Genomic DNA, 22,851 nt, shown 5'->3' on the forward strand with positions numbered 1-22,851 from the left:
GCTGCCTGAGCGTACCCGTTTCTGCGTGCAAAGGCGGGTCTGCTCCACCGGCTCGGCGGCTGACCCTCCGCTCGCCAGGAGGCGACATGAGGCGGCTTATGTTTGAAGGCTGTGCCGGCTGGCTGCACGAGGCACAAGGAAAGACCGGGGTGGTACTGTGCGCTCCGCTGGGCCACGAGGCCATGTGGTCGCACCGGGCATGGCGGCATCTTGCCGACGATCTCGCCGCGGCCGGCATGCCGGTGCTGCGCTTCGACTATCCCTGCACCGGCGATTCCGCCGGCGCCTGCGAGGCCGCGCATTTCCTCGGCCGCGCCGCCTCGAGCATCGTCGCCGCGGCCGCGCAGCTGCGTGCGCTGGCCGGCGTGGAGCGCATCGTGCTGTGCGGGCTGCGCGCCGGCGCCAGCCTCGCGGTGCAGGCCGCCGAGGCGATGCGCTCGCATCCGGCATGGCAGGGCGGCGTTGCCGCGCTGGTGCTGCTCGCCCCCGTGGTCAATGGCCGCGCCTACCTGCGCGAACTGCGCGCGCTGCACCTGAACTGGCTCAACAGCGTCGGGCCGACCGAAACCCCGGCAGCGCCGCCGGCCGGCGCGCTCGACGTGCTGGCCTTCCGCTTCAGCGCCGACACCGTGCGCGACCTCGAGGCGCTGCGGCTCGACCGCGGCGCCAACTGCCCCGCGCCGCGCGTGCTGGTGCTCGACCCCTGGCCGGGCTCGGCCTCCGCGGCCGACGCACTGGCGCAGTACTACACCGACGGCGGCGCGAAGGTCGATGCGGCCGCGTTTCCCGACTACGCCGACATGATGCAATCGGCCGAGTTTGCCGGCGTGCCGGCGCAGACGTGGCGGCAGCTGGTGCAGTGGCTGGCGCCGATACCCGTCGCGGCGGCCGCGTCGGCATCGCTGTCGGCCGCCTTGCCGGCGCGTCGCCACCTGCCCGGCGCGGCGTCGCTGCGCGTGGAGGTCGATGGCGTGGTCGAAGAGTCGGTCTGGCTCGGCGCGCGGCGCCAGTTCGGCATCCTGTGCATGCCGCGCGACGAGGCCCCCGCGCCGGTCGCGGTGATCTTCCCGAATACCGGCGGCAACCACCATGTCGGCGATGGCCGCATGTTCGTCACGCTGTCGCGCCGGCTGGCAAGACTGGGCGTGGTGTCGCTGCGCCTGGACGTGTCCGCGCTCGGCGACAGCCCACGCGCGCCACGCAGCATGAGCATTCCCAAGATCTACTCGCCCGGCCCGCGCGCGGACGTAAGCGCAGCGGTCGACTGGATGCGCACGCGCGGTTTCCGCTGCATCGTGCTGGCGGGGGTGTGCTCCGGCGCGTTCCTGAGCCTGCACGCCGCCCTGGCCAACCCCGGCGTGAACGGACTGGTGCTGGCCAACCTGGTGAAATTCCGCTGGGACCGCGCCGACGACCGGAGCGCGGGCAAGGGCGCACGCTCGTGGCAAGGCTGGCTCTCGGCCGCGCGCCGCGGCGGCAACTGGCAGCGGGTATTGCAGGGGGAGGTGCGGATCGGCCCACTCGCCGCGGCCATGGCACGCCATGCATACCGGCACGCCACCGAACGCGTGGCGTTCCGCCTGACGCGGCTGCGCGGTGGCGAAGACCTGGCCTCAGCCACGGCTTACGCACGGGCCGCGATGCGCAGCCTGGATGAGCGTGCGGTGCGCACGGACATGCTGTACGGATCGGAGGACATGGGCCTCGATGAGGCCCAGCTGCGCTTTGGCAGAGACCTGGAAGCGCTCGCTGCGTTCACGCATATCACTGTGCACCGGCATGGGTGTATGGATCATGCGTTGTTTCTGGCGGGGGGAAGGCAGGTTTTTTGTGACCAGGTGGTCAAGCATGTGGTGGCGAGATTGGCGGCGATGGAGACGGTGGGGGAGGGGGTGCTGCGGGGGGCTAAGGTGTGTTGAGGTTTTTTTGGTGTGGTTGCCTTGGTGACATGCTGTCGGCTGTTGAACCGCGTGGTTCCGCCCTGCTGGGCGGGTCACTTTTTGGCCGAGCGCCAAAAAGTAACCAAAAAACGCGTCGCCTGAGCGGCTGGCTAAGGCGGCGTTGGGGGTTCGAACGGTGGTGACTTGCGGCAAAGCGGTTGGTGGTTCGACCCTGCTGACGCTACCTGGATGTGCCTGGCGTTCGGGGTCGGATGGACGAACCCGACTTTAGGTCGGTGGCCGCCTGCTAAGCACGTTATTGGTGGGACGCCTTCGGCTGCGCTGCGCGCGCGCCCTATCTCAGGTCTTGGGCACTGGCACGGAGTGCTTCGCTGCGCTCGCACGCGCTATCGCGGGCGAGCCCAAAGGATTCTCGCATCCCGCTTGTTTGCTCCCCTCTCCCGCGCGCGGGAGAGGGGCGGGGGAGAGGGCGGGAGCCTCAACGAAGTCGCGCTCATGCATCGCGGTGACCGGCAATCTGGCGATATCGCATCGACGCCTTTGCCCAGGCTACGCGAAAACGCCCAAACACCGTCAGCGCATATTGAGCCTGCGCAGCAGCCGCAGGCGTCCCCGCGATATCGCCCGCAGCAGGCTGCCTACACCTGTTGGGATCGTTCAAAAGTGGGTGATCGCAGGCACCGCCCCTGACTCACATAGCGTTAGCAGGCTCGAACGGGCACCCACGCCAAACGGAAATCACCACCGCCCGAACCGCCAACGCCGCGGAATTGATTGCCAGCCGCACAGGCGACGCGTTTTTTGGTTACGCCGACAGCATGTCACCAACAGCGCCCAACTCAAAAGGGAGCGGCAAAACGACCACACCTCATGCCCTCTTAGAACTAGCCCCCCCATACTGATTCATATACCGATACTTCCCAAAGTGATAATGCGCCCGATACCACCGCCCCTCCACCTTCAGGCCATTGAATATCACCCCCTTGATATCACTCCCCGCCTGCACGATCGCGCGCCGCGTGGCCTTGAGTTCTGATGCGGTGCTGGCATCGGCCCGCGCCACCAGGAACACCGCCCCCGCCTTGGTCGCCAGCACGCCGGCGTCGGACGTTGCCAGCACCGGCGGCGTGTCGAGCAGCACCACGTCGTAGCGGTTCCTGAGCGTGGCCAGCAGCGTATCCATGCCGCGCGTCTGCAGCAGGTCGGCAGCCAGCGGCGGTTCCGAGCCGGTGGCGATGAAGTCGAGTCCCGGCACCACGTCGCGCTGCAGCACCTGCTCCAGCGGCGTGCCGGTCAGCAGCTCGGTCAGCCCCGGCACGCGCGGCTTGCCGAAATGGTGGTTGAGCCCGCCGCGGCGCAGGTCGGCGTCGACCAGCACCACGCGACGGCCGGCGGTGGCCAGCACCGTGGCGAAGTTGGCCGAGATGAAGGACTTGCCCACTTCCGGCGCCGGCCCGGTGATCACCACCACGTTGTTGCTGTCGCTGTTGAGCAGCGCGAACTGCAGCGAGGTGCGGAAGCTGCGCAGGCTTTCCACCGCCGGGTCGTCCGGCATGCGCCTGGCGAGCAGCTTGTCGATATCGGGCCCGCCGCGCAGGCGCGACTGCGCCGCGCTGTAGGGCACCGTCGCGTACACCGTCATGCCGGTCTCGCGCTCGATCTCGTCCGCGTCGGCGACGCCGCCGTCGAACAGCCGGCGCAGCACCACCACCGCGGTGCCGGCCAGCAGACCCAGCAGCACCGAGGCCGCGGCAATCAGCTTGCGGTTGGGCTTGACCGGGCGGATCGGCACCTCGGCCGGATCCACCAGGCGTGCCGTGCCGATCTTGCTGGCCTTGACCAGCCTGAGCTGCTGCACGTCGTTCAGCAGCGACTGGTACATCTCGGTGCTGACCCGGACGTCGCGCATCAGCCGCAGCACGTTCTGCTCGATATCCGGCAGGCGCTGGATCTTGCCGCCGACGGTGCCGATCTCGGCGTTCACGTCGGCGATCTGCTTGTCCATGATCTCGATTGCCGGATGGTTGGGGGTGAAGCGCGCAATCAGTTCCTGGCGCCGCTGGCGCAGGTCCGCCAGCTTGGTCTGGGCCGCCACGGACTGCGCCAGCACCAGCCGCGATTCTTCGTTCAGGTCGATGGTGCCGCGCTGGTTGCGCATGGCGTTGTAGCGCGACTCGGCGCTTTCCAGCTGCTGCTTGAGCTGCGGCAGCTGCGCTTCCAGGAAGGCCAGCGACTTCTCGGCTTCGGCGGCCTTGCGGCGCAGGTTCTGCTCGACATACTCGTTGCCGATCTCGTTCAGGATGGCGGCGGTCTTCTCGGCCGAAGTGCCCTCCAGCGCCACGCCGATCACGCCGCTCTGCTTGCCGCGCTCGGTGATCATCAGCTGGCTCTGCAGGTCGGCAATGGCCACCGCACGCGGCACGCGCGAGACATGGAACACCGCGCCGGGGCGGCCTTCGAGCTGGCTCACCTCGATCGTGACCTTGCCGCTGCGGGTCGCCACCGTCAACGGCACGCCGACGCGGCCTTCGGCCATGGCATCGTCGCTGGCGAAGGCCAGCCGGTACGTGTCGTTGCCCATTGCGGTCACCGTGATCAGCCGGCGCTCCATCGCGGGCGGTACCTCCAGGCGCGATACCGCGATCGCTTCGCTGCCCCACGCATAGCCGCCCCGGCCGAACAGCCCCGGCTGCGACAGCTCGCGGTTAAAGCCGGCCACGGCCCCGCCGATCACCGGGAAATAGTACGGCGACGCGGATATGTCCAGCTGCAGCGCGTCGACCGCCTTGCCCACCACCATGCGCGAGCGCAGCAGCTCGATCTCGGTGGAGGGGGCGGGCCTGGCGTCGTACACCGGCGACACCGTGGCGGTGGGCTTGTTGGTATTGTTGACGTTGCCGGTGTTCTGGTCCTCTACCTGCACCAGGATGTCGGCGCGGTAGACCGGCTTGGACAGCAACGCGAACAGCAGGCCCACGGCCATTACCGCCGCGGCGACCGCGAGGAAGGTCCAGCGGTAACGGATCAGCACGTCGACATACGAAGTCAGGTCCGACGACGGCTCATCGCCTTCGGGGGCCTGGGCCTCGTAGTCACGCAGGTTCTTGATGTTGCTCATGTTGCCTCCCCGTAGCGGGTTGCCTGTGCTTCGGATTGAATCTGTGCCGTCCATGCCTGCACGCCCTCGCGGATCAGCCCCAGCACGATCAGGAACATCGCCTGCGAGCCGCCGTAGGGATCGGGAATATCCGCCTGCGCGGCCTCGCACAGGCGGAAGGTCTTGCCGCGCGCGCGCGGGAAGCGCTGCTCCAGCCATTCGCGCTGCTCGCTGTCCATCACCAGCACCAGGTCCGCGTCGTCGACCATGGCGTCATCGAGTTCGCGGGCGCGGTGCGCGGCCAGGTCCAGTCCGTCCTTGGCCAGCAGCCGGATCACGCGCGGATCGGCGCCGGCGCCGACCGGCGGCGCCAGCCCCGCGGAACCGATGCGGCAGTCGGGCAAGGCCTGGCGCAGCAGGTCGGCGGCCATCGGACTGCGGCACCGGTTGCCCAGGCACACCACCAGGATCGAGCGGATCATCGCGGCTTCATCGGAAATCAGGGGCGGCGCCTGCAGCATGGCTCAAGGTCGGGTAGCGAGACTGTTGACGCCCACCAGCGGGCTCACCACCAGGGTCATGACGCGGCTCCACCGCACCACTTCGCGGGCATCCACGTAGACCACGTCCTTGGGCTCCAGCTCGAAGCCTTCGGCAATCGCCAGCGCCACCGGCGAGGTGCCGTCGAGGTGGAACACCTTGGGCGAATCGCTGGCGGTCTTGCGGATCACGTAGATCTGCTCGGCGTTGGCGGAGTTGGGGTTGACGCCGCCGGCGTCGCCGAGCGCCTCGTTCAGCGTCATGCGCCCGTTGCGCATCAGCAGCGAGGTCGGCCTGACCACTTCGCCGGTGACGAAGACCTTGCTGTCCTCGCGCTGCTCGACACGCACGATGTCACCCGAGCGCAGCAGGATGCGTGACGGGTCGACGCCCTTGGCCAGCAGCGCGGGGATGTTCACGTACCAGCTGCGCTCGCCGCGGGTCACGCGCACGCGGCTGTTGTCGCCGGTGTTGTTGAGCACGCCGCCGGCGCGGTTGAGCGCCTCGACCAGCGTCATCGGCGCGTCGTCGATGGCGAGCATGCCGGGCGTGCGCACTTCGCCGTCGACATAGACGCGCTGGCTGCGGAAGCCCAGCACGCGCACCGTCATCTGCGGGTTGCGCACCACGCGCGAGAGCACGCGCGCCATCTCGTCGCGAACCTGGTTGGCGGTCTTGCCGGAGACCTTCATCACGCCGGCATACGGGAACTGGATGTCGCCATTGGGGCTGACCACATAACCGGGCATGTTGGAGCCGCCGGTGGACGCGGGGACCTCGAAGCCTGCGCCGATGCTGTAGGTCTGTGTCGGGAACACCAGTTCCGGGTGGTCCCATACCACCACCGAAATGATGTCGCCGGGGCCGATCACATACGGCTTGGGCGTGGCGAACAGTTCTTCGACGCGGTCATTGGTGGGCTTGCTCTTGGCGCGCAGCTCGCGCACCAGGTCCATGGTGATGGGGGTGATGTCCGGCTTGGCGTCCGGGCCGACGGCGTCGACGTTCGCGGTCGGGCTGAAGTGCATCCCCGGCGACGCGGCGCAACCGCCCAGCAGCAGCACGGCGCCGAGCACGGCGCAGCCTGGCAGTGAGCGCCGGCGCGCGCGGCGGGTGCGATCGATAGGGCAAGCGGTGCGGCATTGACTGGTTTCCACGACATTGCTCCTGCATATTGGGCTGGGCCGCGCGGGGACGGCAGGCCCCTGATGCTCCCAGCCTAGGGCGGCGGGTAGCGTGAATCGGTGCGCTCTCGCACACTGCCGCGGGCGCCTTGGGTGGCCTGCCGCGCACTGGTCGAATGCGCCGCGGGCATGTTTTCCGACGCCTGGCTCATGGCTGCGGACGGCGCTGGCCGATGGGCCGCGCGGGCGTGCCGCCATACACCGTCCACGCCTCGCGCAGCGGTTTGGTGACCACCGTGCGCGGCGCGATCACCGCGCCTTCGGGCAAGGTCACGCCCGGCGAGATGAACGCTTCGGCGCACACCCACACATGCCGCTCCAGCGTGATCGGCGACGCGATCAGCTGGAAGGTTTCGCTGTTGTAGTCGTGCGACCCCGTGCACAGATGCGAGCCTTGTGACACGATGGCGTAGTCGCCCAGCGTGATCGGACTGATGTTGTAGAGGGTCACGCCGTCGGCGACGGCGGTGTGCTCGCCCATCACCAGGTTCCATGGCGCCCAGATGCGTGCCGCGGGGTAGACTCGAGCGTCGCGGCCGAGACGCGCGCCGAACAGCCGCAGCAATGCGGCGCGCCAGGCGTGCATCGGGCGCAGGCTGGGGCGGAACAGCCACAGCCATACCCAGTTCCATAGCTGTCGGCGCACGCGGTTGGACAGCGAAAACGAAGGGCCGGAGGTGCGGTGGGTGTGCTGAATGATCATACGGAGCGTTTCCGGAACGGCGGACATTGCGGCGATGCTCGCGCGAAGCCGTGCCGTGTATCGGTGCGCCGCGCCACAGAAACCGGGCGAGAAGCCCCGGACTTGCCGCGGCCGCCATCACGCTCCACACAGGTGCGGCAGCGCACGGAACGGCACCCGGTGCTGGCGCATGCTGCAGGCAGGACGCCGTGTGCACAGACCTGCCTGCACGCGGTGCGACCCGGAGCCATGACGCGATGATGCATCCCTTGCAGCGGCGCGAGACCCCTGCGCCGCTGCCCAGCATCCTGATTTACAGCGCCCCCTTCCATCCGTTGATCGGCGGCATGGAGCGCTTCGCCGAGGAGCTGGCGAGCGGGCTGGCGGAGCTGGGCTATCCCGTCGAAGTGGCCACGCGCACGCCGGCCGCGCCGGGCGACACCACCCCCTTCCCGTTCGCCGTGACCCGGGTCAGAGGCAAGCTGCAGCTGGCCCGCGCCATGCTGCGCCACCGGCGCGTGCTGTTCGTCGGCCTGACCTTTTACGACGTGATGCTGGCCAGCGCGCTGCGCCGGCGCATCGTGCTGACGCATCACGGCCCCTACGTGGTCCATGGCCACAAGCGTGGCACCTGGACCGGTCCGATCAAGCGCTGGCTGTCGCGCTTCTACGACGGCATCTGCGTCAGCCACTACCTGGCCGGCTGGCTGCCAGGCCAGCCACTGGTGATCCACAACGGCTATCGCGACGAACTGTTCGCGGCGGCGCCGCCTGCCGACGCGCGGCCGCCGGGAAGCTTCATCTTCGTCGGGCGGCTGGTGTCAGAGAAGGGCGTAGACCTGCTGGTGCGCACCTTCGCGCGCCTGCACGCGCGCGAGCCGCATGCGCGTCTCACCATCGTCGGCGACGGGCCCGAGCGCGCGGCCCTGGCACGGCTGGCCGACGGGCTTGGCTGCGCGGCCGCGGTGCACTTTGCCGGCTGCCAGTGCGCCGCCGGCGTGGCGGCGCTGCTGGGCCGGCATCGATGCCTGGTGGCGCCGTCGCTGGGCTATGAGTCGTTTGGCATCGTCGCGCTGGAAGGCCTGGCGGCGGGCTGCGAAGTGATCGTCAGCCAGCGCGGCGGCCTGCCCGAAGCGGTTGGCGACTTCGGCTGGGTGGTCGAGCCGGCGCCCGAGCCGCTGCACGCGGCCATGGCCGCGGTGCTGGCCGGCGCGTCGCGCCGGGACGAAGCCGGCACGCGCCAGTTCCTGCGCGAGCACGAACGCAAGGCAGTGGCGCAGCGCTATGCCGAGGCCATCGCGCGCTTCACGCAGCATCCCAGCGAGCCGCGCGAGCCGGTACCGTTCAACACCGAGCAGCAGGGTTCCGAGGCAGGACGCTAGGCTTCGCGCCAGCGGTCCTCGTGCGCGGTCAGGCATTTGCGCAGGAAGCCGAACATGCCGGTGCCGCAATAGACGCTGACGCGGGGCAGCCCGAACGGGTCGTCGCTGGCGCGGGCCAGCCCGCGCGCAGTGATGGTGGCGTTGGCGTAGCCCGCCTCGCGCACCATCTCCCGGTGCGCGGCGTCCTGGCTGCCATAGGGGTAGCAGAAGGCCGTCACCGGCACGCCGAGCCACTGCTCCAGCTCGTCCTTGGACGTGGCGATCTGCCGGCGCGCCTCGTGCGGCGCCATGCGGCGCAGGTCGACATGGTCCAGCGTATGCGAGCCGACCTCATGGCCGCCCTGGTGCCATGCGCGCATCTGCGCCACGCTCATCAGCGCCGCGGGGCGGATGCCAAGATCCCGGTCCCACACGTTGCTGCCCGACAGCTGGCGCGAGACAAAGTAATTGGTGGCGGTGAAGCCGAGCGCATCCAGCGCGGGCATGGCGTGCTCGAACACGTTGCGGAAGCCGTCGTCGAAGGTGATGCCGAACACCTTGCCGCTGCGCTCGCCGTGCAGGTACGGCATCAAGTCGCGCATGCTCAGGCCGCGATAGCCAAGCCGGTGCATCAGCCGCATCTGGCGGCGAAAGCGCGCGGGCGGCACCCATAGCCCGCGCCCGGGCGAGCGGCGTGGCGGGGGCGCGTCGATCTGGTGGTACATCAGGATCGGAATCGGCATGGCGGGGACCAGGTGCGCGCCATGCAGATGGCGCCGGTGCAGGCCATTCTGGTGCGCTGCGGGGGCCGGCTCGGTGCGCTGGTCCACATTGGCCCGGCGGCGCCGGCACTGGCCGGCGCGGGTGTGTGGCAGCGAACAGAGGCCGCGGGCGCGCTGGCTCATGCTGCGGGCACGAGGACGTATGGCCCCGCTTGCCAATGGCGCCAGCCGGGGAACCAGTGCCAGGCACACAGCGGGCACGACCGCGCGGATTCCGGAGATCGCCCTGCACCATGAGATTGCTGCACGTCATACCCTCCATCGACCCCGCCGGGGGCGGGCCCATCGAAGGCATCCGCCAATTGCGCCAGCCGCTGCGCGAACGCGGCGCCGAGATCGACGTCTGCTGCGGCGATGCCCCCGACGCACCGTTCGTGCGCGCCAGCGAGATGAACGTGGTCGCACTGGGCCCGACCTCGACCAAATACGGTTTCAATCCCGGGATGCTGGCGTGGCTGCGCGCCCATGCGGCCGACTACGACGCAGTGCTGGTCGAAGGCCTGTGGCAGTTCCATGCGCTCGCCACCTGGCTTGCGCTGCGCGGCAGCGAGGTGCCGTACTTTGTCTACACCCACGGCATGCTCGATCCGTGGTTCCGCGAACGCTATCCGCTCAAGCACGTCAAGAAGAGCCTGTACTGGCTGCTCGGTGAATACTGGGTGCTGCGCGGCGCGCGCGCGGTGCTGTTCACCTGCGAGGAAGAGCAGCGGCGTTCGCGCAATGCGTTCTGGCCCTATCGCTGCCGCGAGCTGGTGGCCGGGTACGGCACCGCGCAGCCACCCACCGCGGCCATGCCGTTGCGCGAGGCGTTCTTCACTGCGTTTCCGGCGCTGCGCGCCAAGCGCATCGTGCTGTTCCTCGGCCGGATCCACGAAAAGAAGGGCTGCGACCTGCTGGTCGAAGCCTTTGCCGGCGTGGCCGGTGCCGACCCACGGCTACAGCTGGTGCTGGCAGGGCCGGTGGAGGCGGCGCTGCGCGAGCGGCTGGCGCGCCAGGCCGAACGCCTGGGGCTGGCGCAGCGGCTCAGCTGGACCGGCATGCTGTCGGGCGACCTGAAGTGGGGCGCCTATCACGCGGCCGAAGTCTTTACCCTGCCGTCGCACCAGGAGAACTTCGGCGTGGCCGTGGCCGAGGCGCTGGGCTGCGGCGTGCCGGTGCTGATTTCGGACAAGGTCAACATCTGGCGCGAAATCGTTGCCGACGGCGCCGGGCTCGCCGGTGCCGATACCGCCGAGGGCACCGGCGCTTGCCTGCGCCAGTGGCTGCAGGCCGATCCCGGCGCGCAGGCGCGCATGCGGGTGCAGGCGCAGGCCTGCTTCCAGCGACGCTTCGAGGTGCGCCAGAGCGCGCAGCGGCTGCTGGACATCCTGGGCGAGCGCCCGGTGCCGGCGCCGGCCGTCGATGCCGCCGCCACCAGCGCCACGCCGGGCGGCACGCCATGAAAGCGCTGCGCATCTTCGTCTTCGCGGTGCTGTCGCAGGGACTCGGCGCCATCACCGGCCTGCTGCTGGCGCACTGGCTCAGCGTCGGCGACTACGCCATCTATACCGTCACCGGCGCCATCGTCGGCGCCATGTCGATCGTCACCAAGGGCGGCATCCATTTCGGGCTGAATGCCATCCTGGGGCGCACCTGGCCAGACCGCGAACGCGCGGCGCAGGCCACGCGCGCCGCACTGGCGCAGCGCAAGCGCATCTCGGCCTTCCTGCTGCCGCCGCTGCTGATCGTCGCCGGCGTGCTGATGTACCGCAACCATGCCTCGCTGGCGTTGATTGCCGCGTTGCTGCTGACGCTGCTGACGATGTGGTATTTCGACATGCAGTCGCGCGTGGTGGACCAGGTGCTGCTGTTCGCCAACCGCGCGCCGGCGCTGCAGGCGCTCGATGCCGGCCTGTCGGGCGCGCGGCTGCTGCTGTCATGGGGTGTCTACGTGCTGGGGCTGCAGAGCGCGCTGGCCGCCAGCCTGGTCAACACGCTCTTCGCCGGCCTGCGCGTGCCGTTCGTGCGGCGCTGGCTGCGGCGCGAACTGCCGGCGCAGGCGCCCGAGCCGCTGCCGGAGGACCAGCGTTCGATCCGTGCCATCACGCGCCGCCAGATCCCGATGGACGCGTTCTATTGCCTGCAGTCGCAGTTTGCCTTCGCCATCGTCGCGTTCTACGGCGCGGTCAGCCAGACCGCGGCGATCGGCGCGCTGTCGCGCATCGGCCAGCTGCTGGTGCCGGTCAGCATCGTGGTGGGCGCCTATGTCGTGCCGCGCTTCGCGCAGGCGCGCGAGCACGTGCTGCGCCAGTACCTGGGCTGGCTGCTGCTGGGTTCGCTGCCGGCCGGCACGCTGGTGCTGCTGGCCTGGTTGTGGCCCGAGCTGCTGCTGCGCCTGGTCGGCTCGAACTACGCCGGCCTGACCTCCGAGCTGCTGATCGCCTGCCTGGGCGCGGGCGCCTACAGCATTGCCGGCGTGGCCTGGGAACTGCTGGCCAACCGCGGCCTGAACCACTTCAACTACATGCAGGTGCCGGTGGTGATCGCCTGGTGCCTGGTCGCGCCCCACCTGCTCGACCTGACCACGCTGCGCGGCGTGCTGTGGTTCGAGGCCGGCCTGGCTTCCGGGCTTGGCGCCGCGGTGCTGTGCGAGCTGGCCGGCGCGATCCGCGCCGGGCGGCTGCTGCCGCCGCCGGTGCTGAGCGTCGACGGGGGCCGCCCATGAAGGTCCTGGTCACCCACCCCGGCCTGCAGCATTCGCACCAGATGGCGCAGGCGCTCCACGAGCAGGGGCTGCTGTGCCAGTACTGGTCGGGCGTGCCCGTGCGCGGGCCGGGCGAGCCGGTGCCGTGGTGGCTGCCGCCCGCGCTCGGCGCCAAGGTGCGCGAGGTCGGCATCCCGCAGGCGCTGCGCCGCCACCCGCTGTGCTTTCCGGCCATGCTCAAGGTCGGGCTGCACCGCCGCGTCGGGCTCCATCGCTATCTGCGCATGTCGCAGTCGGCCTATGCGCACCGCGTGTTCCACCTGTTCGATGCCTGGGCGGCGCGGCGCGTCGAGGCGCTGCGACCGGACGTGGTGGTGGCCTACGAGAACTCGGCGATGCAGACCTTCGAGGCGGCCCGCCGGATCGGCGCGCGCTGCGTGCTCGACGCGCCGGCGGTGCATCGCGCCACGGCGGCGGCCCTGCTGGGGCTGCAGCCCGATCCCTACCTGGCCTGCATCGACGCGCGCAAGGACCGCGAGGTGGAGCTGGCGGATCTGGTCATCACCTGCTCCGAATTCGCCGCGCAGACCTATGCGCAGGCCGGCGTGCCGGACGCCAAGCTCAGGCCGATCCTGCTCGGCGCCAGCCTGCCCGGCAACGTGCAGCGCCGGCGCACGCGCGCCGGCACGCGCTTCCTGTATGCCGGCGGGCTGACCACGCTCAAGGCGGTCGACCTGCTGCAGCAGGCCTTCGCCATGGTGCGCGCGCGCGTGCCCGAGGCCGAGCTCGCGGTGGCTGGCGGCGGCGCCGAGCCCGCGCTGGCCGCGGCACTGGCGTCGACGCCCGGGGTCACGCTGCTCGGCGCCCTGCCGCAGCCGGCGCTGTACCAGGAGCTGGCCGACGCCGATTGCCTGGTGCTGCCGTCGCGCTTCGATTCGTTCGGCATGGTGGTGGCCGAGGCGCTCGCCTGCGGCACGCCGGCGCTGGTGTCGGAGCGGGTCGGGGCCAAGGAGATCCTGCAGGAATTCCCGCGCGCGGGCTGGGTCGTCCAGGTCAGTGCGCAATCCTTGTATGACCGCATGCTGGAGCTTGCCACGGTACGCGCCAGCCTGGACGAGGCGCGCCCGTACGCGAGCCTGGCCGGGGAGAAGTACACCTGGGCCAGGTATCGCCGCGCCGCGGTCGCAACCATCGCGACGCTATGCTGAGCCACTCCGCCGCACCCCTGGCGCCGCCGGCGCGCTCGCGCATCCGCCGGCAGGCCCGCACCACCTTCGGCACCGTGTTCCTGCTGGTGTTCCTGGTGGCCGTGCTGGAAGGCGCCGCGCGCAAGTGGGTGGCGGGCTCGCTGAGCCTGCCGCTGGTGCTATTGCGCGACCTGCTGGCGGTCTATGGCATCTACTACGCGATGCGCTATGGCGGCTTCACGCCGGCGCGGCCGGCGATGCGGCTGCTGCTGCTGTGGAGCGCGCTGGTGCTGGCGTGGGGGCTGGTGCAGACCATCGCCGGCGACGGCACTCTCGCCATCATGCTGGTCGGTCTGCGCTTCTGGCTGCTCTATGTGTGGTTCGGCGTGGCGGCGGCGCTGCTGCTCGAGCCCGAGGACGTTGCCGCGATCTGCAAGACCACGCTGGTGCTGATGGTGCTGATGGCGCCGCTGGTGGTGCTGCAGCACTTCCTGCCGCCCGGCAGCTTCCTGAACCGGCAGGTCGACGGCGACGAAGACCGGGTCTTCATGATGGTCGGCGACATCGTGCGCACCACCGGCACCTTCTCGTTCACGCTGGGCTACACCACTTTCCTGGCGATCACCATGCCGATCGCGCTGCAGTACGTGCTCGGCGGCGACGGCAAGCGGCACTGGCTGTATGCGCTGGTGGTGCTGGGCAGCCTGCTGGTCAGCGTGCTGGTGAGCGGTTCGCGCGCCACCGTGCTGCTGCTGCCGGGCCTGTTCGCGGTGGCGGCGCTGTGCACCCTGATGTTCGGGCGCGCCGTGGCCAGGCGCCGCGTGCTGGTCTGGGTCGGCGTGGCGGTGCTGATCGGGGCGGTGGGCATGGTCGTGTTCAGCGCGTCGGTCGAAAGCACGGTGCAGCGCTTCCATGACGCCGCGGAAGACGAAGACTTCGGCGACCGCGTCGGCACCATGTTCCTGGGCGAGAGCGAGGCTTACGCCAAGCCCACGCTGCTGGGCGCGGGGCTCGGGCGCGGCAGCAACCTGGCCAGCTATCTCGAGCGCGGCGAAATCACCTTCATGCTGTCCGAGACCGAGACCGGGCGCACCATCGAGGAGGCCGGCCTGCTGGGCTACCTGTACGTGGCGCTGAAGTTCGCCGTGTGCGTGGCCGGCATGTGGCTTGCGATCGGTGCGGCGCGCCGCACCGGCAACTGCTTTGCCATCCTGCTGTGGCTGGTGAGCACGCTGTGCCTGCTGACGTGGTCGCTGATCGGCCAGCTGACCGCCAACGTGCTGGGCTTTCTCTTTGTCGGCTTCACCATGGCGGTCACGCGGCTGGAGCGTCAGGGGCGGCTGACGGGCGCGAACAAGCGCGCCCGGCCGCGGCGACGGCACGCGCGCTAGCGCCAGGCTGCGGGCCACGCAACGTACCGGACATCCACATCGGGCATCCACATCGATCCGCGAAGAAAAGCAATATGAGGCTCATCCTGTTCGGTCATCCCGTCTTTTTCGGCAGCCACAGCATGGACCGCTTCGCGGCCATGATCGTCGAGGGCATGCGCGAGCGCGGCCACGAGGCCCAGCTATGGACCCCGCCCGCCGTGCTGGTGCGGCTGTCGACGCGCCCCGGGTTGCGCAAGTGGCTCGGCTACGTCGACCAGTACATGCTGTTCCCCGCGTGGGCCTGGTGGCGGCTGCGGCGCGAGGGCGCCGGCGCGCTGGTGGTGCTGACCGACCATTCGCTGGGCATGTGGATGTGGCTGCTGCACCGGCGCCCGCACGTGATCCACTGCCATGACTTCATCGCGCAGCGCACCGCCGCCGGGGAGTTTCCCGGCCGCCAGCTGTCGGCCAGCGGGCGGCTCTACCAGGCGCTGATCCTGCGCGGCATCGGGCTGGGGCGGAACTTTGTCGCGGTGTCGGAGAAGACCGCGCACGACCTGCTGCGCCTGCATCCGGGCCCGACGCCGCGCGTGCGGGTGGTGCACAACGGCCTCAACTACCCGTTCCGCCCGCTTGCGCCGGATGTCGCCATGCGCCGGCTGCGCGCCGCCAACATCGACCAGATCGAGCCCGGCATGCTGGTCCATATCGGCGGCAACCAGTGGTACAAGAACCGCGAAGGCGTGCTGGCGCTATACCTGGCCTATTGCGAGGCCAGCCATGCGGGCGGCGGCACCGGCGCCGCCGCGGCGCCGCGCCCGCTGTGGATGATCGGCCCCGAGCCAACCCCCGCCATGCGCGAACTGGCCGAGGGCGCGGAGCGGCTGGGCGGCAAGGTGCGCTTCCTGGAGGGCATGTCCACCGCGGCCGTGCACGCCGCGTATGCGCTTGCGGCGGTGCTGCTGTTCCCAAGCCTGGAAGAGGGCTTCGGCTGGCCCGTGATCGAGGCCATGGCGTGCGGCATCCCGGTGCTGACCACGGCGCGCGCGCCGATGCAGGAGATCGGCGGCGGGCTGGCGCTGCTGATGGAGCCGATGGAACCGGACCAGGCGCAGGCCTGGGCCCGGCGCAACGTGGGCGTGCTGCTGGAGCTGCTGTCGTGGCCGCAGGCGCGGCTCGACCAGCTCTCGGCCGACTCGCTGGCGTGGGTGCGGCATTTTTCGGCGGAACGCGCGCTGGACCAGTACGAGGCCATCTACCTGGCCGCGCTGGCCCCGGCCTCGGCCACTGCGACGGCAGAGGCCGAGGCCAGCTGAGGCCAGTCGGGATCAGGAAAGACCGGAGGGGGCAGGCCCGCACAACGCAGCGTTGCGCGGGCGCCGGCTCAATGCAGGGTGTAGGCGACGGTCTGGATCACGCCCGCGCCTTCGCGCACCTCGCACAGCACGCGGCTGTGCACCGGCTTCAGGTTGAACGGCGGCGCGGTCAGCACCACGCCGCTCGGCACCATGCGCGCCAGCCGCGTCGAGGCCCCCAGCCGCTTCTTGGCGTTGGGCGGAAAGTCCGGCGCCAGCGGCAGGTGTTCGGTCAGCACCAGCACCTGGTAGCGGTGCAGCTTGGCCAGCACGCGCGCGATCCGGTCGTTGTCCAGGTGCTGCAGCACCTGGCGCAGGAACACCACGTCGCCGGCGGGCAGCTCGTCGCCGGCAATGTCGAGGCAGCGGAAATCCACGTCGAGATGGGCGTAGCGCGCGCGGTTGGCCGCGATCAGCGGCGCCACCACGTCGCAGGCCACATAGCGCCCGCAGGCCGGGCGGATGCGGCTGCCGATATGGAAGTCGCCGCAGCCCAGGTCGACCACGTCGGGCTTGCGCGGCAGCTCGCGCAGCAGCGCGGTGACCGCCTCGGCATAGGGCTCGACGATGCGCGGATCGTGCGAGCCGGTGCCGCTGAAAAAGCCCGGCTCGTCGGCCTCGCCCCACAGGCTGCTGTGGTAGACGTCGGAAAACACTTCGCCCGGCGGCTTGGCGCCGTAGCGCGCGTCATGCTGCTGCTCGCGGCGCACGTGGTAGTAGTTGCGCAGCCAGGCGGGCACCAGGGGTTTGATGGTTCGCATCAGGCGTTGCACCAGCGCGGGGTGCGTGGTCGCGGTCTCAGGACTCATGGCAGATTCCCCTTGGGTGTTGCGTTGGCCGCGGCGGCGCTCAGGCCACCGCGGAGGCGTCTTGCGCGGCAGGCGGCGATACCAGTGCCTGCAGTGCGGATTCCAGTTGCGCCAGCACCGCGTCGCGGCCGAGATGGGCTTCGGCCCAGGCGCGGCCCGCGGCGGCATGCATGGCGCGCCGCTGCGGCTGGCAGGCGAGGGTGGCAATGGCGTGCGCCAGCGCGCTGGCGTCGCCGGGCGGCACCAGCACGCCCACGCGCGCCACCAGGCGGCCCAGCTCGGTATCGGGCTGCGCGGTGGCAATGACCGCGCGCCGGCTTGCCAGCATGCCGGTGAGCTTGGACGGCATCACCAGGTCGGCGGCATCGGCGCGCTGCGGCAGCAGGTGCATGTCCGCGGCCGCCATCATGGCGTGGAACTGCGCCTGCGGCTGCAGCGGCAGGAAATGCACGCGCGCCAGGCCGGCGCAGCGTGCCTGCAGCGCGGCGCGGCCGCTGCCGTCGCCGCACAGCACCATGTGGATGCGTGGGTGGCCCTGCAGTGCCTGGGCGGCATCGGCCAGCACTTCCAGGCCCTGCTTGTTGCCCATGTTGCCGGCGTACAGCGCGACCACTGCCTCGGCGGGAATGCCCAGGCCGTGCCGGAATGCCTGCGCCGGGTCGGCCGGAGCCTCGTGCAGGTCGGCCCAGTTAGGTAGCAGCTGCAGGCGCGCGGGGCTGACGCCCTTGGCGCGCAGCGCGTCCGCCATCGCCTGCGAGATGGTCGAGACGCGCTGGTAGCGCGTGGTCAGCGCGCGCTCCATGCGCGTGGCCAGCCGGCGCAGCAGCGGATGGCGCAGCACGCCCAGTGCGAACGCGGCATCGACTTCCAGGTCCTGCACGTGCAGCCAGGTGCGCGCGCGCGTGCAGCTGCCCAGCAGCAGCGCCGCCGGGCTGCACATCAGCGTGGGCTCGACCGCGAAGATCACGTCGGGGCGCCAGCGCAGCTGCGCTGCCATGGACGGCACGCTGCTCAGCGCAAAGCTCATCAGGTGCAGGATGCGCAGCAGTCCGGACGGCTTGCGCGGCACCCACACCGGTGCGCGGTAGACCGTCACGCCGCGGTCCGTCTCGCGGGCATAGCGCCAGGCGCTGTAGCCGTCGCTGACGCGCCATGCGGGGTAGTACGGCGGGGCGCACACCACGCGCACCTCGTGCCCGCGCGCGGCCAGCCATTGCGCCTGCTCGCCGGTGTACTTGCCGATGCCGGTCAGTTCGGGCGCGTAGTTCTGGCAGTAGATCAGGATCTTCATGGCCGCTCCGCGCGCGCTTGGATCACGCCAGCGCGGCCGCGATGCCGCCGGGCAAGGTGCCGGTGCGGCAGGCCTCTTCGTAGACGCCGCGCAGGCCGTCGCGCAGCGCGATGCGCGGGCGCCAGCCGGTGCCCATGATGGCGCTGCTGTCGAGCCGCTTGCGCGGCGTGCCGTCGGGCTTGTCGGTTTCGAACGCAACGGTGCCGCGATAGCCGGTGACCTGTGCCACCAGCGCCGCGAGCGCGCCGATCGAGACCTCGTCGTCGCTGCCGACGTTGAGGAAGCCCGCGGGCGCGGCCTCGCGGTAGGCTGGCGTGGACAGCGCCATCACATGCAGGCAGGCACGCGCCAGGTCGTCCGCGTGCAGGAATTCGCGCAAGGGCTTGCCGGTGCCCCACACCGACACGCGCGCGCTGCCGGCCAGGCGGGCGTCGTGGAAGCGGCGCACCAGTCCGGGTATTACATGGCTGTTGTCGGGATGGTAGTTGTCGCCGGGCCCATAGAGGTTGGTCGGCATCACGCAGCGGTAATCGGTGCCGTACTGGCGGTTGTAGCTGTCGCACAGCATGATGCCGGCGATCTTGGCGATGGCGTAGGGCGCGTTGGTCGGCTCGAGCGCGCCGGTCAGCAGAGCGGCTTCGCGGATCGGCTGCGGTGCCAGGCGCGGGTAGATGCAGCTCGACCCCAGAAACAGCAGCCGCCGCACGCCGGCCTGCCAGGCGGCATGGATCACGTTGGTGGCGATAGCGAGGTTCTGGTGGATGAACTCGGCGGGATAGGTATTGTTGGCATGGATGCCGCCGACCCGCGCGGCGGCCAGGTAGACCGCGTCGATGCGCTGGCTGGCGAAGAACGCCCGCACCTGCGCCTGGTCGCACAGGTCCAGCTCGGCGTGCGTGCGCGTGACGATGTCGGCGCCGCCCTGCGCGCGCAGCGCCCGCTCGATGGCCGAGCCGACCATGCCGCGATGGCCGGCGACAAAGATGCGCGGGCGCGCTGCCAGGGCCTGTTCCATGGGATCCTCGCGGTGGCCGTGCACGCGGCTACTCAAGATGGTTGAAGGCCTGGAAACCGGCCAGCCTGACCAGCGCGTCGCGGCGCGCCGCGGCGTAGTCGGCCTCGATCATTTCCCGGACCAGTTCGGCAAAGCCGATGCGCGGGCTCCAGCCCAGGCGCTCGCGCGCGCGGCTGGCGTCGCCGAGCAGCGTTTCCACCTCGGTCGGGCGGAAGTAGCGCGGATCGACCCGCACCACGATCTCGCCCGGCTTGCATGCCGGCGCGATGCCGCCGCGCGCGGGCGGATCGACATGCTCGACGATGCCGACCTCGTCGATGCCGCTGCCATGGAAGGTGATGGTGATGCCGAGCTCGCGCGCCGCGCGCTGCACGAACTCGCGCACGCTGTGCTGCTCGCCGCTGGCGATGACGAAGTCTTCGGCCGCAGGCTGCTGCAGCATCAGCCACTGCATCTCGACGTAGTCGCGCGCATGGCCCCAGTCGCGCAGCGCCGACAGGTTGCCCAGGTACAGCGTTTCCTGCAGCCCCAGCGCGATGCGCGCGATCGCGCGCGTGATCTTGCGGGTGACGAAGGTCTCGCCGCGCACCGGGCTTTCATGGTTGAACAGGATGCCGTTGCAGGCGTACATGCCATAGGCCTCGCGGTAGTTCACCGTGATCCAGTAGGCATAGAGCTTGGCGGCGGCATACGGGCTGCGCGGATAGAACGGCGTGGTTTCCTTCTGCGGGATCTCCTGCACCAGCCCGTAGAGTTCGGAGGTCGAGGCCTGGTAGAAGCGCGTGAGCTTTTCCATGCCGAGGATGCGGATCGCCTCCAGCAGGCGCAGCGTGCCGATGGCGTCGGTGTTGGCGGTGTATTCGGGCTCTTCGAACGAGACCTGCACGTGGCTCTGCGCGGCGAGGTTGTAGATCTCGTCCGGCTGCGCCTGCTGCACCACGCGCACCAGGCTGGCGGTGTCGGTCATGTCGCCGTGGTGCAGGATCAGCCGGCGCTCCTGCGCCTGCGGGTCCTGGTACAGGTGGTCGATGCGCTCGGTGTTGAACAGCGAGCTGCGCCGCTTGATGCCGTGGACTTCATAGCCCTTGCCCAGCAGCAGTTCGCACAGGTATGACCCGTCCTGCCCGGTGATGCCGGTGATCAGCGCGCGCCGGATGCCGTTGCGCCCGCGCGGCGCGGCCCGTTCCGGCCCGGTGGCGGTGATATGACCGAGTGTGTCCAGCTCGTTTGCGCCCATGGCTCTGATCCGTTAGCAAGTGGGGCGACTGTAGCGCCGCGCTGCGGCGCCGCACCGTCTGCTACCCCACACAACGGCGGCCGGCCGTGTGGGCGCTGCGCCACGGATCAGGTGCGCGGCATCGGTGTCGTGACCTTGCTGCGGGCGTGTTCCGCGGCGTCGTCATGGCCAGGCGCAAGCCGCAAGTGCTGCCACAGCAGGCGCGTGGTGGCCCAGAACGCCGCCACGCCGCGCCAGCCGCTGCGGTGCAGGTGGTGGCCCAGGTTGTGCGGCAGCGCCAGCATCAGGAACAGCGCGGCCTTGTCGTGGCGGTGCTGGCTGCGGCCGTAGCGATGCAGCATGGTGACCATGCGCGCGGCATCGGCGCTCGGGGTTCCGGCGCATGGCGGCGGCCGCTGGCCCTCCAGCTGGTTGATCGCGCTCGGAATCAGCTCGATGCGGCAGCCGCAGCCATAGACCGCGCGTCCGGTCAGGTCGGCGACGTCGTAGTCGGCATCGAGGCACTCGTCGAACGGCAACCGCTCCAGCAGCGCGCGCGGGAACACCGTGCTCGACAGCACCACCGCGCACAGCGGCCGCGCCCGCGCGGCACGGCGCGGCGGCTGGCGCAACGGCTGCCCGAGGAAATCCTCGCGCTGCGGCCGCAGGCATTGGCCCGCGCACATCGCCGTGCCGGTCAGCACCAGCGCGTCGGCGTTGCCGCCCGCGGCGACCCGGTAGATGAAGTCGTCGGCGAGGCGCTCGCCCATCTGCTGCAGGAAGGTCGGCCCCAGCGTGGCGTGGTCGTCCAGGAACAACACATGCGTGCCGGTGGCCGCGCGCAGCAGGCGGTTGCGGCTGGCGGCGGCGCCACGCCGTGGACCGTCCAGGCAGGGGATGTCGGGGTAGTCGTCGCGCATCAGCGCGCGCGTGGCGTCGTGGCTGCTGTCGTCGCAGACGATCAGCTGGTGCGGCGGCATGGTCGACGCTGCGATCGACTGCAAGGTCCGGCGCAGTCCGTCAGGATGGTCGCGCGTGCTGACGCACACGGAAAAGCTGGGCAAGAACGTGCTGGCTTGCATGATGACCCCTCCCGTCCGGCAAGCGCCGGGTTGGCGCCGGCCCGTCTGTGCGGGCGCGGCGCGCGGCAAAACCTTCAGGCCGGCATCAGACCACCGGCCGGACCGCCTGGCTCGGCGGTTCGTTGCGCCTTGGCGCCACCCCGGCGCCATTGGTTTCGCGCATGATGCGTTCGTCGCCGCTGACCCATTCGAGCGTGGCACCGCGCTGCAGGGCGGCGTAGACCGCCTCGCCCTTGTTGCGCACCTTGAGCCGCTGGTACAGCGTGCAGGCGTGGCTCTTCACCGTCGCCACCGAGATGTTGAGCATGCGGCTGACGGTCTTGATCGGATAGCCGCGCGCCAGCAGCACCAGCACCTCGTACTGGCGCGGCGTGATCTTCAGCATCTCAGCCTCGTCGTAGCCGGGTTCTTCCTCGGTCAGCGGCATGGCAGCGGGTGCGGGCGAGAGCGTCGCCGGGGCCGCCGCGGACAGCGGCTGGCCGGGCCGCAGCTCGGTCAGGTCGCGCAGCGCCACGGTGGTACGCAGGGCGGCGCGCGGGGTGCTGGCGCAGGACGCCAGCGCCAGCTGCTCCCCCGGCGGTTGGGCCGGATGCGCGGCGCTGAGCGGCAGCGGCGCAGCCGAGGCGAGTGACTGCGTGGCGGGCATGGCCGAGCGCGATGCCGAGGGCAGGGTGCCGGTCTCGGCGGTGAAGACCAGCCCCTGCACGCCCGACACGGCCATGCGGATGGCGGCCTCGATCACCGCCAGCGAGGCGGACTTGGGCAGGCAGCCGCAGATGCCGCGCGCGCTGTCGGCGGTGGGCACATGCAAAGGCAGGGTGTCGGCCAGGATCAGGATGCGTTGCGGCGCTAGCGTCTGCCGCGCCTGTTCCAGCAGCACCCAGCCCGGCGCCGGGTCGGCGGGCATGCCGAATACGAGCAGGTCCGCGTTTTGGTGCCGGGCGTCCAGCCTGGCCATATCCGCCGGTGCAATGGCCGCCACCTGCGCGGATTCCTGGATGTTCTCGAGCATCTGCAATAGCCCGAGCCGGAGCAGCGGATGCTCCTCGATCAGCAACGCATTCATGGACTTCACTCCCCGTTTTTACCCGGGTGCGGACTGCGGGGCACTTTGCGTATGGAGGACGTGACAGGACCGCCGTCACCGCGATGGCTGGTGACTGGTGGCTGGCTCTGTGGCTGACCCCCATGCTTCCATGCCGGACGGTTCCGTTGTTGTGGCTGGAACTTGCCCATGGCTGGAAGGATGACCCCGAACCCGAAGCCGGGTGATGCTTGCTCCTAAATCAGTTG

General features: G+C 70.3%; 18 protein-coding genes. 7 read left to right on the top strand and 11 right to left on the bottom strand.

Annotation, left to right across the window (positions count from 1 at the left end; translation table 11 throughout):
• Window positions 1–98 precede the first annotated feature (98 nt).
• Window positions 99–1,919, top strand: a complete 1,821-nt coding sequence (locus C7416_RS21650) for an alpha/beta hydrolase family protein (RefSeq protein WP_111520827.1) — start codon at window positions 99–101, stop codon at window positions 1,917–1,919.
• Between the two features lie 850 nt (window positions 1,920–2,769).
• On the opposite strand, the gene C7416_RS21660 is transcribed toward C7416_RS21650, so the two are convergent.
• The 4 genes from C7416_RS21660 to C7416_RS21675 all read right to left on the bottom strand — a co-directional run bounded on the left by C7416_RS21660 (window position 2,770) and on the right by C7416_RS21675 (window position 7,425).
• Entirely contained in the window at window positions 2,770–5,019 is a 2,250-nt protein-coding gene (locus C7416_RS21660) for a polysaccharide biosynthesis tyrosine autokinase (RefSeq protein WP_111520829.1), read from the bottom strand.
• The gene (locus C7416_RS21665) at window positions 5,016–5,519 is read right to left on the bottom strand and encodes a low molecular weight protein-tyrosine-phosphatase (RefSeq protein ID WP_111520830.1); all 504 of its coding nucleotides are present in this window, start codon (window positions 5,517–5,519) and stop codon (window positions 5,016–5,018) included. The genes C7416_RS21660 and C7416_RS21665 overlap by 4 nt, the downstream gene beginning before the upstream one ends.
• 3 nt (window positions 5,520–5,522) lie before the next feature.
• Window positions 5,523–6,662: a polysaccharide biosynthesis/export family protein gene (locus C7416_RS21670; protein WP_474078216.1), complete on the bottom strand. Its 1,140-nt coding sequence runs from the start codon at window positions 6,660–6,662 to the stop codon at window positions 5,523–5,525.
• 208 nt (window positions 6,663–6,870) lie between these two features.
• On the bottom strand, window positions 6,871–7,425 hold the full coding sequence (locus tag C7416_RS21675) for an LbetaH domain-containing protein (protein ID WP_111520832.1): 555 nt from the start codon (window positions 7,423–7,425) through the stop codon (window positions 6,871–6,873).
• Window positions 7,426–7,661: 236 nt separating this feature from the next.
• On the opposite strand from C7416_RS21675, the gene C7416_RS21680 reads away from it, so the two are divergent.
• On the top strand, window positions 7,662–8,786 hold the full coding sequence (locus C7416_RS21680) for a glycosyltransferase family 4 protein (RefSeq protein WP_111520833.1): 1,125 nt from the start codon (window positions 7,662–7,664) through the stop codon (window positions 8,784–8,786).
• On the opposite strand, the gene C7416_RS21685 is transcribed toward C7416_RS21680, so the two are convergent.
• Complete coding sequence (locus tag C7416_RS21685; RefSeq protein ID WP_111520943.1) at window positions 8,783–9,508, bottom strand: polysaccharide deacetylase family protein; 726 nt, start codon at window positions 9,506–9,508, stop codon at window positions 8,783–8,785. The genes C7416_RS21680 and C7416_RS21685 overlap by 4 nt on opposite strands.
• Window positions 9,509–9,780: 272 nt before the next feature.
• Here C7416_RS21685 and C7416_RS21690 point away from each other — a divergent pair, with 272 nt between their 5' ends.
• From C7416_RS21690 to C7416_RS21710, 5 genes are all read left to right on the top strand, one after another.
• Window positions 9,781–10,989, top strand: coding sequence for a glycosyltransferase (locus C7416_RS21690; protein ID WP_111520834.1), 1,209 nt, complete (start codon window positions 9,781–9,783; stop codon window positions 10,987–10,989).
• A complete protein-coding gene (locus C7416_RS21695) occupies window positions 10,986–12,251 on the top strand; it encodes a hypothetical protein (protein ID WP_111520835.1) in 1,266 nt (421 codons plus the stop codon). Before C7416_RS21690 ends, C7416_RS21695 begins: the two co-directional genes overlap by 4 nt.
• Window positions 12,248–13,438, top strand: coding sequence for a glycosyltransferase family 4 protein (locus C7416_RS21700; RefSeq protein WP_111520836.1), 1,191 nt, complete (start codon window positions 12,248–12,250; stop codon window positions 13,436–13,438). Before C7416_RS21695 ends, C7416_RS21700 begins: the two co-directional genes overlap by 4 nt.
• Window positions 13,432–14,808, top strand: a complete 1,377-nt coding sequence (locus tag C7416_RS21705; RefSeq protein ID WP_111520837.1) for a hypothetical protein — start codon at window positions 13,432–13,434, stop codon at window positions 14,806–14,808. The genes C7416_RS21700 and C7416_RS21705 overlap by 7 nt, the downstream gene beginning before the upstream one ends.
• A gap of 74 nt (window positions 14,809–14,882) precedes the next feature.
• A complete protein-coding gene (locus tag C7416_RS21710) occupies window positions 14,883–16,106 on the top strand; it encodes a glycosyltransferase (protein ID WP_111520838.1) in 1,224 nt (407 codons plus the stop codon).
• Between the two features lie 68 nt (window positions 16,107–16,174).
• Here C7416_RS21710 and C7416_RS21715 read toward each other — a convergent pair whose 3' ends face one another.
• The 6 genes from C7416_RS21715 to C7416_RS21740 form a co-directional block, all read right to left on the bottom strand.
• On the bottom strand, window positions 16,175–16,954 hold the full coding sequence (locus tag C7416_RS21715) for a class I SAM-dependent methyltransferase (RefSeq protein ID WP_111520839.1): 780 nt from the start codon (window positions 16,952–16,954) through the stop codon (window positions 16,175–16,177).
• A 40-nt stretch (window positions 16,955–16,994) separates the two neighbouring features.
• On the bottom strand, window positions 16,995–18,245 hold the full coding sequence (locus C7416_RS21720; protein WP_111520840.1) for a glycosyltransferase WbuB: 1,251 nt from the start codon (window positions 18,243–18,245) through the stop codon (window positions 16,995–16,997).
• Window positions 18,246–18,267: 22 nt separating this feature from the next.
• Window positions 18,268–19,260, bottom strand: a complete 993-nt coding sequence (locus C7416_RS21725; RefSeq protein WP_111520841.1) for a GDP-L-fucose synthase family protein — start codon at window positions 19,258–19,260, stop codon at window positions 18,268–18,270.
• 28 nt (window positions 19,261–19,288) lie between these two features.
• Complete coding sequence (gene gmd / locus C7416_RS21730) at window positions 19,289–20,497, bottom strand: GDP-mannose 4,6-dehydratase (RefSeq protein ID WP_181461295.1); 1,209 nt, start codon at window positions 20,495–20,497, stop codon at window positions 19,289–19,291.
• Between the two features lie 107 nt (window positions 20,498–20,604).
• Window positions 20,605–21,558: a glycosyltransferase family 2 protein gene (locus C7416_RS21735; protein WP_111520842.1), complete on the bottom strand. Its 954-nt coding sequence runs from the start codon at window positions 21,556–21,558 to the stop codon at window positions 20,605–20,607.
• 85 nt (window positions 21,559–21,643) lie between these two features.
• Window positions 21,644–22,624, bottom strand: a complete 981-nt coding sequence (locus tag C7416_RS21740) for a helix-turn-helix transcriptional regulator (RefSeq protein ID WP_111520843.1) — start codon at window positions 22,622–22,624, stop codon at window positions 21,644–21,646.
• Between the last annotated feature and the right edge of the window lie 227 nt (window positions 22,625–22,851).

This window comes from Cupriavidus phytorum, from assembly GCF_003254285.1.
Taxonomy (GTDB): Bacteria; Pseudomonadota; Gammaproteobacteria; order Burkholderiales; family Burkholderiaceae; genus Cupriavidus; species Cupriavidus phytorum.